General features: G+C 38.1%; 16 protein-coding genes. 6 read left to right on the top strand and 10 right to left on the bottom strand.

Annotation, left to right across the window (positions count from 1 at the left end):
• The 3 genes from ABZC96_RS03735 to holA all read left to right on the top strand — a co-directional run.
• A partial coding sequence (locus ABZC96_RS03735; RefSeq protein WP_373029178.1) for a M48 family metalloprotease occupies positions 1–564 on the top strand: 564 nt, incomplete at its 5' end.
• A 67-nt stretch (positions 565–631) separates the two neighbouring features.
• Complete coding sequence (locus ABZC96_RS03730; protein WP_373029176.1) at positions 632–2,602, top strand: VacB/RNase II family 3'-5' exoribonuclease; 1,971 nt, start codon at positions 632–634, stop codon at positions 2,600–2,602.
• Positions 2,602–3,579, top strand: a complete 978-nt coding sequence (gene holA, locus ABZC96_RS03725) for a DNA polymerase III subunit delta (RefSeq protein ID WP_373029174.1) — start codon at positions 2,602–2,604, stop codon at positions 3,577–3,579. The genes ABZC96_RS03730 and holA overlap by 1 nt, the downstream gene beginning before the upstream one ends.
• 138 nt (positions 3,580–3,717) lie before the next feature.
• On the opposite strand, the gene ABZC96_RS03720 is transcribed toward holA, so the two are convergent.
• Entirely contained in the window at positions 3,718–5,082 is a 1,365-nt protein-coding gene (locus tag ABZC96_RS03720) for an FAD/NAD(P)-binding oxidoreductase (protein ID WP_373029173.1), read from the bottom strand.
• Positions 5,083–5,280: 198 nt separating this feature from the next.
• Complete coding sequence (locus ABZC96_RS03715; protein WP_373029171.1) at positions 5,281–6,006, bottom strand: Rieske 2Fe-2S domain-containing protein; 726 nt, start codon at positions 6,004–6,006, stop codon at positions 5,281–5,283.
• A gap of 229 nt (positions 6,007–6,235) precedes the next feature.
• Between ABZC96_RS03715 and rpsF the strand changes: the two genes are divergently transcribed.
• From rpsF to rpsR, 3 genes are read left to right on the top strand one after another with little or no spacing between them, the layout of a single operon-like run.
• Complete coding sequence (rpsF, locus tag ABZC96_RS03710) at positions 6,236–6,643, top strand: 30S ribosomal protein S6 (RefSeq protein ID WP_373029170.1); 408 nt, start codon at positions 6,236–6,238, stop codon at positions 6,641–6,643.
• A gap of 25 nt (positions 6,644–6,668) precedes the next feature.
• Entirely contained in the window at positions 6,669–7,166 is a 498-nt protein-coding gene (gene ssb, locus ABZC96_RS03705; protein ID WP_373029168.1) for a single-stranded DNA-binding protein, read from the top strand.
• A gap of 9 nt (positions 7,167–7,175) precedes the next feature.
• Positions 7,176–7,439: a 30S ribosomal protein S18 gene (gene rpsR, locus ABZC96_RS03700; protein ID WP_373029167.1), complete on the top strand. Its 264-nt coding sequence runs from the start codon at positions 7,176–7,178 to the stop codon at positions 7,437–7,439.
• 66 nt (positions 7,440–7,505) lie between these two features.
• Here the strand turns inward: rpsR and ABZC96_RS03695 are convergent, their stop codons facing one another.
• The 8 genes from ABZC96_RS03695 to ABZC96_RS03660 all read right to left on the bottom strand — a co-directional run.
• Positions 7,506–8,213 carry a class I SAM-dependent methyltransferase gene (locus tag ABZC96_RS03695; RefSeq protein ID WP_373029165.1) on the bottom strand — a complete coding sequence of 236 codons (708 nt, stop codon included), beginning with the start codon at positions 8,211–8,213 and terminating at the stop codon, positions 7,506–7,508.
• The gene (hisG, locus tag ABZC96_RS03690; protein ID WP_373029164.1) at positions 8,206–8,826 is read right to left on the bottom strand and encodes an ATP phosphoribosyltransferase; all 621 of its coding nucleotides are present in this window, start codon (positions 8,824–8,826) and stop codon (positions 8,206–8,208) included. Before hisG ends, ABZC96_RS03695 begins: the two co-directional genes overlap by 8 nt.
• Positions 8,827–8,915: 89 nt before the next feature.
• On the bottom strand, positions 8,916–9,581 hold the full coding sequence (locus ABZC96_RS03685; protein ID WP_373029163.1) for a type III pantothenate kinase: 666 nt from the start codon (positions 9,579–9,581) through the stop codon (positions 8,916–8,918).
• Positions 9,568–9,900, bottom strand: coding sequence for a hypothetical protein (locus ABZC96_RS03680; RefSeq protein ID WP_373029162.1), 333 nt, complete (start codon positions 9,898–9,900; stop codon positions 9,568–9,570). The genes ABZC96_RS03685 and ABZC96_RS03680 overlap by 14 nt, the downstream gene beginning before the upstream one ends.
• Positions 9,897–10,721 carry a tyrosine-type recombinase/integrase gene (locus ABZC96_RS03675; protein ID WP_373029161.1) on the bottom strand — a complete coding sequence of 275 codons (825 nt, stop codon included), beginning with the start codon at positions 10,719–10,721 and terminating at the stop codon, positions 9,897–9,899. The genes ABZC96_RS03680 and ABZC96_RS03675 overlap by 4 nt, the downstream gene beginning before the upstream one ends.
• A complete protein-coding gene (locus tag ABZC96_RS03670) occupies positions 10,714–11,727 on the bottom strand; it encodes a hypothetical protein (protein WP_373029160.1) in 1,014 nt (337 codons plus the stop codon). The genes ABZC96_RS03675 and ABZC96_RS03670 overlap by 8 nt, the downstream gene beginning before the upstream one ends.
• Complete coding sequence (locus ABZC96_RS03665) at positions 11,727–12,305, bottom strand: hypothetical protein (RefSeq protein ID WP_373029159.1); 579 nt, start codon at positions 12,303–12,305, stop codon at positions 11,727–11,729. Before ABZC96_RS03665 ends, ABZC96_RS03670 begins: the two co-directional genes overlap by 1 nt.
• Positions 12,306–12,465: 160 nt before the next feature.
• Positions 12,466–13,980: Smr/MutS family protein (locus tag ABZC96_RS03660; protein ID WP_373029157.1), on the bottom strand; the 1,515-nt coding region annotated here is incomplete at its 5' end.

The following is a 13,980-nucleotide window of genomic DNA, read 5'->3' as shown; positions in this document are numbered from 1 at the left end:
ATCCCTGAAGAACAACCCAATGCATTTGCCACAGGTAGAGACTATGAACATGCCGCTGTTGCTGTTACCGAAGGCCTTTTACATATGATGACAGAAGAAGAAGTGGAAGCCGTGATCGCACATGAACTGAGTCACATAAAACACTATGATATGCTCATCGGTACTGTGACTGCAACCATTGCTGGAGCCATTGCCATGCTTGCACAGTTTGGTATGTTTTTTGGAGGAGGAGACAGAGACAGACCAAATCCGATCGTCATGATCATTTTGATGCTTCTGATGCCTATAGCTGCAAGCATCATACAAATGACGGTAAGTCGAAATCGTGAGTTCATGGCAGATGAAGGTGCCGCACGTATGACGGGTCACCCTGAGTGGTTACAGAGTGCATTGGCCAAGCTGGACAACTATGCGCGAAAAACCGTTCTGCATGATGCAGACCCGCAGACAGCACATATGTTCATCATCAACCCTTTTACGGGTAAAGATATGTCACTGAAGCAACTCTTCAGTACACACCCAAGTACGGAACAAAGAATAGAGAGACTTGAAGCGTTAAAGTAATATAATTACCTTTAATTAAAACAACAGAATTATTTACTTTATATACCATTTAAGAGAGCAGCTAAACATGTCCCCATTTGCCATACAACTTATCAATGGATGTCTTAGTTCAGACATCGAACAAGAAGATCAGAACAGTTTTCAGGCACTGCAGCAATTGGGTGCCATTGAAGAAGTAGATGGACTATGGAAACTGAAGTCTATCTATCGTGTGGGTAGACTCTATATAGGTAATGATGGCAAAGGTTATGTAGAAGCAGAGTTTAAAGAGCAAAGAGACCTGCTTATAGAGCCTGATGACCTGTGGGGTGCAAAACATGGTGATGTTGTCGTTGCAAAACGCATCATTGCCAGACGCGGACGTGCCAGTGGTAAAGTACAGCTTATTATAGAAAAAGCTTACCTTTATACTATTGCTTACACCCATAGGGACGAATCGGGTAATTTTCTTATACTCAATATCCGTACTGGAGAGCCTACACATGCTGTCATGGAAGGTATGGACATTAAAGCGTTTAAACTTGGTACGGTACTCAAAGTAGATGTTGATACGGATAAAGTCCTTGAAGTCATGGGAACTCTAGATGATCCCAAAGTCGATGAAAAGATCTCATTGGCACTCTATGAGCGTGAAGATGAATTTCCCCCTGAGTGTGTCACTGATGCACTGGATGTAGAGCTAGAAGTTACCAAAGAAGAACATCCCGATCGTGTGGACCTCACACATCTGGACTTTTGTACCATCGATCCCGTCACTGCAAAAGATTTTGATGATGCCATCTATTTTGATATGGAAACCCATACACTCTATGTTGCCATAGCAGATGTAAGTCACTATGTGCCTTTCTTTACCAACATAGACAAAGAAGCAAAAAAACGTGGTTTTACCACCTATTTTCCACACAAATCTTTCCCTATGCTTCCTCGTGAACTCAGTGAAAATATCTGTTCACTCAAACCCAAAGTAGACAGACTTGCATTTGTAGCAAAGATAGAGTTGGACAAAACTACACTAAAACCTTTAAAGGAAGAGTTTTTTGAAGCGATCATCCACTCAAAACACCGTTTTAATTATGACAATATAGATGATATATTGGAAAATGGTTCTGAAGGTATCACTGGTGCTATAGCACAGATCTTAACATGGTTGCTTCCTCTACAAAAAATAACCGTTAATTTACACAATGAACGACTCAAACATGGTTTTGACTTTAGAAGTGAAGAGACAAAAATCAGTATTGATGCAGACCATATTCTTGTTGACACACAGATAGAAACGGGGACACCATCACACTCACTTATAGAGGAGTGTATGCTTCTGGCCAACCAAGCTGCAGCGAAACGTTTTACAGGAGAAGGTGACAGTATCTTTCGTATACACGAGCCACCACAGCTTGCGAAGACAGAGGCTTTACTTGCTGATTTAGCTACTATTGGTCTCTATGTAGAAGAGTATGAAGACTCCCCTTCACTTATACGTGCCATCCAAAAAGAAGCAGCAAAAATGAATCTTACCTCAGAAGTCGATGCTATGATCATCAAGTCCTTACGTCGTGCCTCTTATGCAGCACACAATGTAGGACACTTTGGACTGGGCTTTAGTCACTACAGCCATTTTACCTCACCTATACGTAGATACTCCGACCTTATACTGCACCGTCTCATTAAAACCCAACTGCGTGATGAAGCAGAAGAGGCAAGTTATCTGTTAAGAAATATCGAGCCGCTCTGTGCAAGGGTAAGTGAATTGGAAAGAGAAGCCACTAAGGCAGAATGGGATTTTCGAGACCGTAAATTTGCACGCTGGGCAGCGCAGCATATAGGTGAAGTTTTTGATGCAGAGATCATCGAAGCAGATGAAAGCGCCAAAGCTGTACTGTTAGGCGATATCAAAGGGGTCACTGTGTATCTTAAAGGTGATGATGTGATGCTTTTTGATAAAGTAAGAGTAATGATCAACGAAGCTAACATTGCACAAGCCATCATTATGGTTGAACTTGTTGAAAAGTTGAGTAAAGAGGAAATGGAGTTAGTCTAATGTACCAAAGAGAATTTGACCAGAAACTCAAACAGGCTTTCCCAAAAGCCGTTTTATTTTATGGTGAAAATGACTATCTTGTAGACTTTTACATAGATACCTATATCAAAAAGACAGATGCCAAAGAGAGTATGCTTAGTCTCTATCACGATGAGTGGAACTTTGAACAGGCAAAGAACTTTCTTTCCCAAACTTCTCTGTTTGGCGGAACAAATCTTGTGGTGGTCAAACACGATAAGAAGATACCAAAAAAAGAACTGGACATTCTCATAGAACTTGCGAATAAAAATGGAGATAATTATTTCCTCTATGGTTATTCCGGTGCTGCTAAAGATGCAAAAAGTATGCAAGCAGCCTTTACCGAGAAAAAAAGCGGGGTATGGGTACGATTTTTCGAACCAAACATTCGTGACGGCATAGCCATGCTGCAACAAAAAGCACAACAGATACAACTTGACATAGACCACTATGCCCTACAGCACCTCATGCTTATACTCAATAATAACTTGTCCCTTTGTGCCAATGAACTGGATAAACTTGCCATTCTAGGCATGAAAGTCACAAGTAAAGATATCGACAGACTTGTCTACTCTACAGCACCTCTGGCAACAGAACAGTTACTTATAGACCTTTTTAACAAAAAGCCTATCACGGCAACCATTACCAAACTGCTTGAACTGGGAGAAGATGAAGCTTCACTGCTTCGCTCCACACAATATTTTGTCAATCAAATCTTCCTCTTCCATGCATATATCAAGCTTCATGGTCATGTAGATTCAGCAGCGATACTTGGTTATAAACTACCCAAACAGATCGAAGAACAAAAAGCACAGTTAGCCTTACGTGTAAAGTCTGCTGCACTGCTGAAGATATTTGAACATTTACTGGAGAGTGAGATACTCATCAAAAAAGCATCTGCTACCCAAAAAGAGGTATTGATTTACAGTATGTTGATTAAATTGCAAGGATATCTGTAAGAAATTACTAAAAAGATTAAAATTTTTGATTAGTTGTATTTAGATTTGAAAGTTTGAGTAAAGGAGCATACTTCAGTATGTAACTGCACTCACCTTTCAAAGATGAGTGCAAATAATCGAAAAGATTATCTATTTCTATTAAGAGAACATTTCTCTCATAACACCACTAAACCACTCTCTAGTAGCTGTAGCAGTACCTTTAGATCTGAATTTACCACCGCCATCTTTTGGTTTAGGAACATTTCCTGCACCTTTAAGCATACCACTTGGATCTGCTGTGAATGTATGAGTTACCATGATCGCTTCTTCTGGTTTACCACCTACCATTGAGAAACATACGTTTGCAGCTTTAGCTGGAAGACCTGCTTTAGGATCAGAAACTTTACCGTTAAGTTGATCAGCAATTTGACCTGCTGCTCTGTGTGCACCCCAGATAGCTGTTTGTCCACTTGGTGGAATACCATGAGTTACTGCATCACCAATTACATAAATGTTTGAATCAGTTTTAGATTTGAAGCTATAACCGTCCATCATTGCATAACCTGCACCATTTACTTCAATTCCAGCCATAGCAACTACTGGTGAACATTTGTTGATAGGCATAAGATTACAGACTTCATACTTCTCAGTTTTAGTTACACCTTTCTCATCATCAGCATTTGCGAATTCTTTATATGTAATTGTTTTTGCTGCTGTATCAACATCAACTACTTCAGTAAGACCTCTATAGTCAATGATATCTGGAAAAATATCATCCCAAGATTCTTTAAATGCTGCACCTTTGGCAAATTTACCGCCTCTAGTATCAAGAACAATTACTTTTCCTTTGATACCTTCATTTTTCATGAAGTTAGCTACCATAGATGTTCTTTCATATGGTGCTGGAGGACATCTGTATTTCCCTTTTGCAGGAGGTACGATGATCACGTTACCATCATCCATGTTGTCAAGCTGTCTCTTCAATGCAATATGCTCATTGCCTGGAATTAAACCAGACGGACAAGCCTGTGATACCTCTGCAATTTTTTCTGCTGACCATGTTGGGAATTGTCCTTCATAATCATATGCAATACCTGGAGAAAGTACAAGAATATCATATGCAATTTCGCCAGTTGTTGTTGTAACAGTTTTTGCTTTTCTGTCGATCGCAGTTACAGTTGCATTTACAAAGCTATAGTCATGCTTAGCAGCCGGCTGATAGTAATCTCCCACAAAAGTGTCTAAAGTTACACCATCAAGACCACCAAGTAGTGTATTAGAGAAAGGACATGCCATGAAAATGTTGTTCTTTTCAATTACAGTTACTTCAATGCTATTGTCTTTCTTTTTAAGTGCTTTAGCCATAGTTAAACCACCAAAACCTCCACCAACGATCACTACTGATTTACCTGTAGTTTTCTTTGCAGCTGCTTTTTTCTCACTCGCTACTGCCATGCTTGGCATTGCTGCAGCCGCTGCAGCTACACCCGCTAGTTTAAACGTATCTCTTCTATTCATTGCCATAATGTCTCCTATTAGAATTGTTTTGTTAATCTCTTTACATAATATAAAGTAATTAAATTATGACAGAAGTTGCATTTAATCTCAATTATTTTGAAGTATTTTATGAATTTTCTTGAAGATGTAACCAAAGGGCACAAGGATATTTTGAAGGAATAACTATAAGATATGATGTGGTTTATCATACCTTATATGTCGGTTTTACGCTTGAATTAGTTCGGCAGAGAAATTTTTAAGTGGTTGTACTTTTGCCTCGCCAGTTGTAAGTTTTTTAGCACCTTTTCTTCCATAAACAGCTTTAAGCTCTTGTTTAAATGCATCAAAGAATGCTTGGAACTTCACTGGTCCGAGTACAGCAACTGCCCAGATATTATCATCTGCATCAATTTCAAGAATGATAGAAGCCAAACCTTGATTTGCTGGTCCACCTACTACTTTTCCCCCTTGTTTTGGATCATATGCAGCAAGATGTGAAGAACACACAAAAACACCTGCTTTATCATACGCTAATGTTTTTCCTGAAGTTGGCACATACTGGAACATACTCATTGCAGCTGTAGGGTAAGTCAATTGATGCTGACAGATCGCAGAATAGGCAACAAGTGTTCCTTTTTCACCAGTACCTCCCCTATAGATATACTCCGTGCCATCTTCAGCTTTAAGCTTAATATCTTTTTGGGCAGGTTCAGGTAAGTCAACCATAATTGCAGGCGTACCTACATGTGGATACATAAATATATAGTTCTCTTCTACAACTAACGCTTTGGATTTAAGTGGATTACCTTCAGCATCTTTAAGTTGTACTTTTTCAAATGTTTGAAACAGGCTTCCATCCTCTGCATAAAGCTTTTGAGTGATAAGTGATGGTGCAATTGCGACTGCCATTGCTGATGTTGCTGATAAACGTAAAAAATTTCTTCTTTCCATAATAAATCCCTTTTGTATAAATTAACTTTATCAAATAATACAAGAAAACTTATTAATATTAAGAGTTTCTAACAAAAAATATGTAAAAAATCTTCTAATGTGTGCCTAAGCGATATTATTGTAATATAACGCTTCCAAAATTCTTGCTCATTTTTGGACAGCTATACTTACATTGAAAAATGTTTGTTTGCGGCTGTATACATGGGCTATTAAACCAAAAGGAAACAATATGACTTGTTATGAAACACTGTTTGTAGTTAAACCTACACTTACAGAAGAAGAGATTGCAGCACAGATTACGAAAGTAAAAGATGTTCTTGCTAAAGAAGGTGCCGAGCTAGTTGGTACGAATGATATGGGTATGAGAAAACTTGCATACCAAGTAGAAAAACATAATAGAGGTTACTACACTGTTCTTTTCTATAAAGCGGCAGGTACCACGATCCAAGAACTTGAGAGAAACCTTAAGATCAATGAAGATATCATTAAGTTCTTAACTGTTAAATACACTAAAAACAAAGAGATCGCACAATTTGATAAACTTGTGGCAGCAGCGAACAAAAAAGAAGCTACACCTGCGGCAGAGTCAAAAGCACCTGAAGCAGAAGTATCTGCAACAGAAGATACAGAAGCATAATCAACAATAGATTAGGAGCAACCTTATGTACAACAAGATTATTTTAGCCGGAAACCTCACTAGAGATATTGAGATTAAATATACACAAAGTGGATCTGCCATCGGTAATACTGCCATTGCAACTTCACGTAAATTCAAATCTGCAACTGGTGAACAAAAAGAAGAGATACTTTTTATAGACCTTACTTTTTTTGGTAGAACCGCTGAAATTGCAAATCAGTACTTACGTAAAGGTAGCAAAGTTTTAGTAGATGGAAGATTGAAGCTAGATCAGTGGACAGCACAAGACGGAAGTAAAAGAAGCAGACATTCTGTAACTGTTGAGAACCTTCAAATGCTTGGAGGTAAAGACGAAGCAGCACCTATGGGTGGTAACGGGTATAGTCAAAGTGGATCATCAGATTATGATGCTCCATCAAATAACAGCTATAGCCAACCTGCACCGTCTGCTCCAAAAGCTGCACCACAACCTACGTCAAACATTCCAGAAATTGACATCAATGAAGATGAAATACCGTTTTAGGAGAACACCATGGCAGAAAGAAGAAAATTTAAAAAAAGATTTTGCAAATATTGTGAATTAAAAGTAGACTTTATAGACTACAAAGACTTGGGACAACTTAAATTCTCACTTAGTGAGAGATTTAAAATTATGCCAAGAAGACTCACTGGTAACTGTAAAAGACACCAAGAGCTTGTAACAGGCGCAATCAAAAGAGCTAGACAAACAGCACTTATTCCTTATATCGTAGATAGAAAAAATGTTGTTGAAAACCCATTTGAAAACGTAAGATAGATTTTAATCCGTCTTACACAAAGTCCATCTTTAATGATGGACTTCATTATAAAACAAATCCCCTCTTTAGACTTTCCTCAATACGAGAAACATTTTATCCGATTCATCAAAATCATAAAGATTGACATCATCACTTTGTACCAATTCCAAACCACTTAACATCACTATGTCATCTATAGCATGATGGTATTGTCTAATCGTCTCTTGAGATTTTTTAAAACGGCTTCCCTCTTTTTCAAAAAGTGTGAACTCGGCACTATATACACCCTCTTCAAAGTCACTGTCCACAGTTAAAAATCTCTCTTCATCATCTACTATGTAAGAGCCCACTGCTACATTTTCAAAACCATACAGCGTATTTATGTCACAAAGAAAATATCCGCCATCATTTAAATGCTCTTTTACACATGCTAAGAATTGTGTTAATTGTGCTTCATCTAGATAGTTCAACATGTCAAATACAGCCGTCAATACATCATACTGACCCTTTAGGTCACATAAGTCTATACACTCTGCATCATAACCTTGTTCGAGTGTTTTTGAGACCATAAGAGGACTGAGGTCTACCCCTTTAACTTGAAGAATATCTAATGCACCTTGTATTTGGCGTAAGAAATCTCCGGAACCACAACCCACATCTAAAAGGCTGTCAAAATCTATAGAGTTTAAAAAAAGAAGGTAATGTGCATAAAGAGTCGGTGCAACCTCTTTTACACCAAGAAGATCCTCTACTTTTGCGTAGAGGTCAAGTGAGTCTGCAGTAGAATTAGCCACGGCTTTCTACAACAGTTTTGATCTTTTCATATAAAGAAAGAATCTCCGCTTTCTTTGCATAAAAACTATTTTTATTTGAGATAAGATGTGCAGAAGAATCCATGATATCTTCAGCCACTTTCAATCCATTTTCTCTCATCGTTGAACCTGTTTCTACGATGTCCACAATCGCATCTGCGAGACCGACAAGAGGAGCCAATTCTATGGAACCGTAAAGTTTCACTACTTCTACTCCTACTGCCTTATTGGCAAAGTAGTTTTTAGTGATGTTTACCATCTTTGTCGCGACCTTAATATTAGGACGTGACCAGTCAAGTTCATCTTCGTTCTTGATACCGATAGCCACTTTACACTTACCCAACTGCATGTCAAGAAGCTGGATAATATCCAGCTCTTTTTCAGTGATAACGTCAAGCCCTACGACACCGATATCTGCTGCACCGTGTTCTACATAAGTCGGAACATCTTGATTACGTACATTTAAAAAACGAAACCCACCCATATCCAATATGAGTTCTCTACCTTCAAACTTAAATTCTCCACCGAAAATTTCTGCAAATATTTCAAGTGTTTGCTCTGCTATTCTTCCCTTTGGAAGTGCTACTGTTAACATATCTCTGATTCCTTAGCATTTTATATATACGCCTCTAAAGCAAAGCTTCAAAGACTGACGTTAACACTTAGTTTCCTTCAGCAGGAAGCTCAGCGACTAGTCGCTTTCAGTGCTTTTCGCATCCCATTAAAAACCAACATTTCATCGTAAGTGGCTTCCTCAAAAAAACTTGACAAAAGTTTTCCGTCTCCACCTGTAAAATAAAGCTTTTTACCATCACTATGCTTATCTATGAGTGCTTTTATAGACGCGATTATACCATAGCTTATCCCATCTTTAGTTGTGGCAGGTAATTGCGCTAAAGATATCGTTTCATTTAACTCTGTATCCAAGACCGGAGAGATAGAGCTATAAGCTTGTAGCATCGCTTTTAACCCGGGTAATATAAAGCCACCTATATACTCACCATTTTGCATAATGTCAACTGTAATTGCAGAACCAGCATCCACAAAAATACCATCATCATGACTCAAACACAATGCTCTTCTATCTACACCCATCGTTTCATATGCTCCTTGCAATTGTATCTCTTTGGAGATATTTTTCCACAAGGATATATTTGCTATAGTACTGTCCAGTTGTTGTTTCACTGAAATATAACAAAGTGCCTCTTTGCTGTATTTACGAATAGCCTCTTCATACGATAAGTGCTCGATTTCACTCCCATTGTAAATATGGAAATAAGTGTTGCCGATATCGGCGAGCAATACACTATTCTCCACTCCATGGGCATTTGTCATTTTACTCGGGTACATGCCATACCTTCCATCCATTCTCTTCCAACATAGCCTTAGCACGAGAACACAATGGTGCTTTGATCAGTATATATTTTTTGGTGATCTTGCTATCAATATATTTTTCTAATTTTTCATGTAAGAGCATCAATTCACCTGCTTCTTTTCGAAGTACCCTGCTCTTCTTTTCAACTTCCATAACCAGTGCATAATAGCCTTTTAGATCAAGACCCAAATAGAGTGAAACCTTTTTACGGGAACCCAGTTCTTTGGGCATGATCTCTTGAAGAGATTTAAAAATAATATTTTTATGGTTTAAATATTCAACCAATGCTTTCATGATGCTCCTTTTAACGGATGATAACTGTTCATTGTCTCTGCCAGGTTCTGTTTTTGTATATGTGTATAGATCTGTGTGGTTTCCAGTGAACTGTGCCCTAACAACTCTTGTACAACTCGCAGATCTGCACCGCCAATAATAAGAGAAGAAGCAAAAGAGTGTCTCAATACATGAGGTGATACGCCCAAATACTTCTTCACTATTTTATACGCAGAGATACGACTGAGCAGATCACCTTTGTAATTTAACCAAATATAACTGCTGCCCATATCCTGTTCCTGCATATACATCTCCAATGCTTCAACGGCTATAGGTGCAAGAGGAACTATACGTTCTTTTTCCCCTTTGGAAAAACGTATCTTCAGCCAGCCCTCTACAATATCACTACGTTGTACGTTCAATGCTTCAGTGATACGGCATCCGCTCGCATACAAAAACAGTATGAGTGCATAATCACGTAACCCCATCACTTTACTTCTGTCTATATTTTTTAGACCTTGCAGTATCTCATCACTGCTCATATATTTGGGTAGATTCTTGGGTATTTTTGCCATAGGGATCTTTATTTTTTCGTGTGTAAAATCTTGCTTGTGACAAAAATGAAAAAATGTATTGATAGAAGAGAGTTTCCTATTTAACGTTCTTTTGTTTTCAAAAGTAGATAAAAATTTTAATATATCCGTAGTATCGAGTTTCGTCAATGTTTTTTGACTCAACTCTTCCAGCTGGGTAAGGTCACCCAGGTAAGAAGAAATGGTAAGTGTATCCAGTGCCTTAGTAACACTTAGATACTCTTCAAAAGCTATTAGTAGATCACTCATAACCTAATTTAGATAATTCAATTATATCGCCATCTTTATAGAGCTTTGTTCCTGCAATAAATGCTGGTTCACTTACTTCTCCTAGATCATAGATCTTGTGTTTACTCAGAGTACTGTCCATAACGATAAGTGAGCCCCCTTGATCTAAACCATACACCCTGCCATTAAAGGCTGTACCTACAGAGTAGTGTGCAAATTTATACTTTGCTTCTCCTACCTTTTCTAAATTGCTATCCAATGCAATTATTTCGCCCTCTTTTGTAAAGATATAAATAATACCGTTGTCAAAAGCTACTTCAGAGATATTTGCCTTATACTCATTCTGTCCTTTATTACCTAAGCTAAGAAGTTTTTTTGGCGTTGCTGTAATCATAGTGTTGCCCTTACGAGACAAGTATATAATATTATTAAAGAATTTTTCCGTACTGAGATAGACGACTTTTGCATTTTCACTGTCTTCTATATTGACAATAATGAGTTTCCCGTCAAGCATAGGCATAACAACTAAACTATCGATAAAGATCGGACTTGCTGCTCTTGTATCAATGGCAAATATTGCCTCAGAGCGACTCTCAACCACTTTTCTATTGCCTGCCATTTGATAGATACCAAAGGTATTACTGTTAAGGATATATGCGATGGTACCATTTTGGATCGTTGCAGAAACCACAGGTACTTTTAAAGATACTGCACGTACAGTTTCTTTCGTTTTTTTATCAATGATCTTTAAAATACCCTCAGCATTTGTAGCCAATACATAAGTATCATTTTCATTTAAAAATCTGTATCCTTCCCCAAGGTTGATACTGCTTACACCCTCTTTACCAATATATTGACCGCTTTTAAGTGTTCCACCTTCACGACTAATATCACTCATACTCCCACCATACGAAGTTGAAGCATTAGATGCTGAAAATGTTTGTTCTGGTTCAAAATATTTTTTACTGCTGCATCCTGAAAACAATAATGCTGCTATGCTAAAGGTAAGTAGTGACAAAGATTTCATTAATTTGCCTTTATGGTAGAGTGTCTAAGGAACTCTCTAATGACTGAAAGTGCTGAACGTTCGTCTATAAGTTCCAATTTATTCTGAGCCATTTTTACATCACCTGCAACGATAGCCAAGTATGCTTCTTCAAACAGTGCCAGCTCATTATAGAGTTTTGAATCCACAGGTTGTCTATTGAGAACACCTGCAGTATAAGCACTTGCATCTGCAATCACATTATTCTGACTTGCAGCCAAAGACTCTAACGCTTTGATATCTTCTTTTTTCACTGCCTGAGCATAGGTGTAAAGCTCTAACAGTGCAGGGTTGTTCTCTTTAAGCACCTTAAGCGCATTTGCATCATCACTTTTATTTTGTAATGTTAAGAATGCTTCATTTGCTTTTACAAGCTTTGCTTCATGCATGGCAGTCATGACTGCTTGCCCACCAAAAAACAGAATAAGTGCTGCAGCAACACCCCACAATTGAAACTTATATTTTTTATACAGTGATTCTAGTTTGAAAGCACTCTCAAGTACCTTTTCATCACTGCTTAACTCTTTTTTTACATAATTCACATCATCTTTAATGCTCACGTAATTCTCCTGCAACATTTTAATGCTTATATTATACCTTTTGGAGTTAAAAGAGGGGTTATAGAACCATACTTCTTCTTAACTATGATAGAACTTGAAAGGCTCTCGCAAAATATACCATTGTAAAACCTATTATAAGTGCTCAAGTATTCAGAAAGTTCTATAATTCAACTATAGTAATTCCTAGATTTCCAGGCATTCTATAGAACTTCTGTATTTTAGGATGTTTTTTAAGATATTCACTTACCAGTTTTGCTAACACACCCCCACCAGTACCGTGAATGATCTGTACTTCATTCAGTCCGTTCACCAGTGCATCTGAGAGAAATTTATCTACCGTCTCTATGGCTTCATCTGCATACATACCGAGTAATTTTACTGAGACAGCTGCCCCTGACTTTTCAACATTGACCTTGACCTCTTTTGGTTTAGGTTTTACTTTTATCTGAGGGGCATCTCCTCTTCTTTTGAGTTGTCCCAGAGGTACTCTCATCTTCAAGCCATCTACGATGATTGTAGCATCTTTTCCGCGGATTGCGAGTATCTCACCTTTATGAGAACGATACTTCACTTTATCGCCTTCTTTAAGTGGTATTTCATCTTTTAATTTTACTTCTTTTTGTTTGAAGTCTTTACGCTGATGTGCCACATTAAGCAGACGTCTACCTTCTGTTGATTCTTGTGCTTTGAGAGCTTCTCTTGCCTTTTTTGTCGCTGCATTATAACGATTCTCAAGTGTTGCAATCGCTTTTCTATGACTCTCCTGAAGCTTCACCTCTTCATCAAGAAGTTTTTGTTTTTGTCTCTCTACTGACTTTAGTTCATCATCTATCTTAGCTATTTTCATACGCATTTCACGTTCAAGTGAGGTAGATCTTTCTATAAGTTCATTGAGGTTTTCTTTGTCCTCACCATAAACCTCTTTTGCTTTGTTGACTATGGCTACAGGTATTCCGTACCGTTGTGCTGTTTCAAAAGCATAACTCTTTCCGATGCTTCCCTGTAAGAAGGTATAGGTAGGTACTCTTTGCTCTTCATCGTAGAGTGCTGCAATGAGTTCTACCTCATCATCACTTGCCATTAGTGAAGCCAAACGCTTATGGTGTGTTGTCACGATAAAGGTAATACCCTTTTTTCGCAATTCATCCAACATCACACGGAACAAACTGGCTGCTTCATCACTATCTGTACCCAGCTCTATCTCATCGACTCCTACAATGGCATCTTCTTTGTTGAAGAGTTTTGCAAACTCCTGCATACGTCCTGCAAAAGTAGAAATGTCATTCTTCACAGATTGAGGATCATCTATGACCGCTTCTATGCTCTTATAGTGCCCCACTTCAGTTTGTGCTGCATTACATTTAAAAGGAAGCAGATACTTACTCATGTAGACAGCTGAGAGCATTGACTTGAGTAACATCGTTTTACCACCGGCATTAACACCTGTGACAAGCATGATCTGTTTAGAGAAATCCATGGTAATGGGTACGGGGTTCTCTATAGCAGGATGTGCAAAATCCTGTAATTTGATACGTTTATGTTTACTGGGTAAAATAAACTCATACTCTTTTGCACGTGCAAAACTTACACGTGCCTGGTAATGATCAAACCGATCATACTCTTTATTGATAAACGCCAAGAAACGTTCCCACTTAAAAAAGATCGCCGAGATATT

This window comes from Sulfurovum sp. (assembly GCF_041551015.1).
Lineage (GTDB): Bacteria > Campylobacterota > Campylobacteria > Campylobacterales > Sulfurovaceae > Sulfurovum.
This window is presented reverse-complemented; position numbering and strand designations above follow the sequence as displayed.

Excerpts from the sequence above, each read along its gene's own strand:
- ABZC96_RS03730 (WP_373029176.1), top strand. The coding sequence starts at position 632 with ATGTCCCCATTTGCCATACAACTTATCAATGGATGTCTTAGTTCAGAC.
- holA (WP_373029174.1), top strand. The coding sequence starts at position 2,602 with ATGTACCAAAGAGAATTTGACCAGAAACTCAAACAGGCTTTCCCAAAA.
- ABZC96_RS03720 (WP_373029173.1), bottom strand. The coding sequence starts at position 5,082 with ATGGCAATGAATAGAAGAGATACGTTTAAACTAGCGGGTGTAGCTGCA.
- ABZC96_RS03715 (WP_373029171.1), bottom strand. The coding sequence starts at position 6,006 with ATGGAAAGAAGAAATTTTTTACGTTTATCAGCAACATCAGCAATGGCA.
- rpsF (WP_373029170.1), top strand. The coding sequence starts at position 6,236 with ATGACTTGTTATGAAACACTGTTTGTAGTTAAACCTACACTTACAGAA.
- ssb (WP_373029168.1), top strand. The coding sequence starts at position 6,669 with ATGTACAACAAGATTATTTTAGCCGGAAACCTCACTAGAGATATTGAG.
- rpsR (WP_373029167.1), top strand. The coding sequence starts at position 7,176 with ATGGCAGAAAGAAGAAAATTTAAAAAAAGATTTTGCAAATATTGTGAA.
- hisG (WP_373029164.1), bottom strand. The coding sequence starts at position 8,826 with ATGTTAACAGTAGCACTTCCAAAGGGAAGAATAGCAGAGCAAACACTT.
- ABZC96_RS03685 (WP_373029163.1), bottom strand. The coding sequence starts at position 9,581 with ATGTACCCGAGTAAAATGACAAATGCCCATGGAGTGGAGAATAGTGTA.
- ABZC96_RS03680 (WP_373029162.1), bottom strand. The coding sequence starts at position 9,900 with ATGAAAGCATTGGTTGAATATTTAAACCATAAAAATATTATTTTTAAA.
- ABZC96_RS03675 (WP_373029161.1), bottom strand. The coding sequence starts at position 10,721 with ATGAGTGATCTACTAATAGCTTTTGAAGAGTATCTAAGTGTTACTAAG.
- ABZC96_RS03670 (WP_373029160.1), bottom strand. The coding sequence starts at position 11,727 with ATGAAATCTTTGTCACTACTTACCTTTAGCATAGCAGCATTATTGTTT.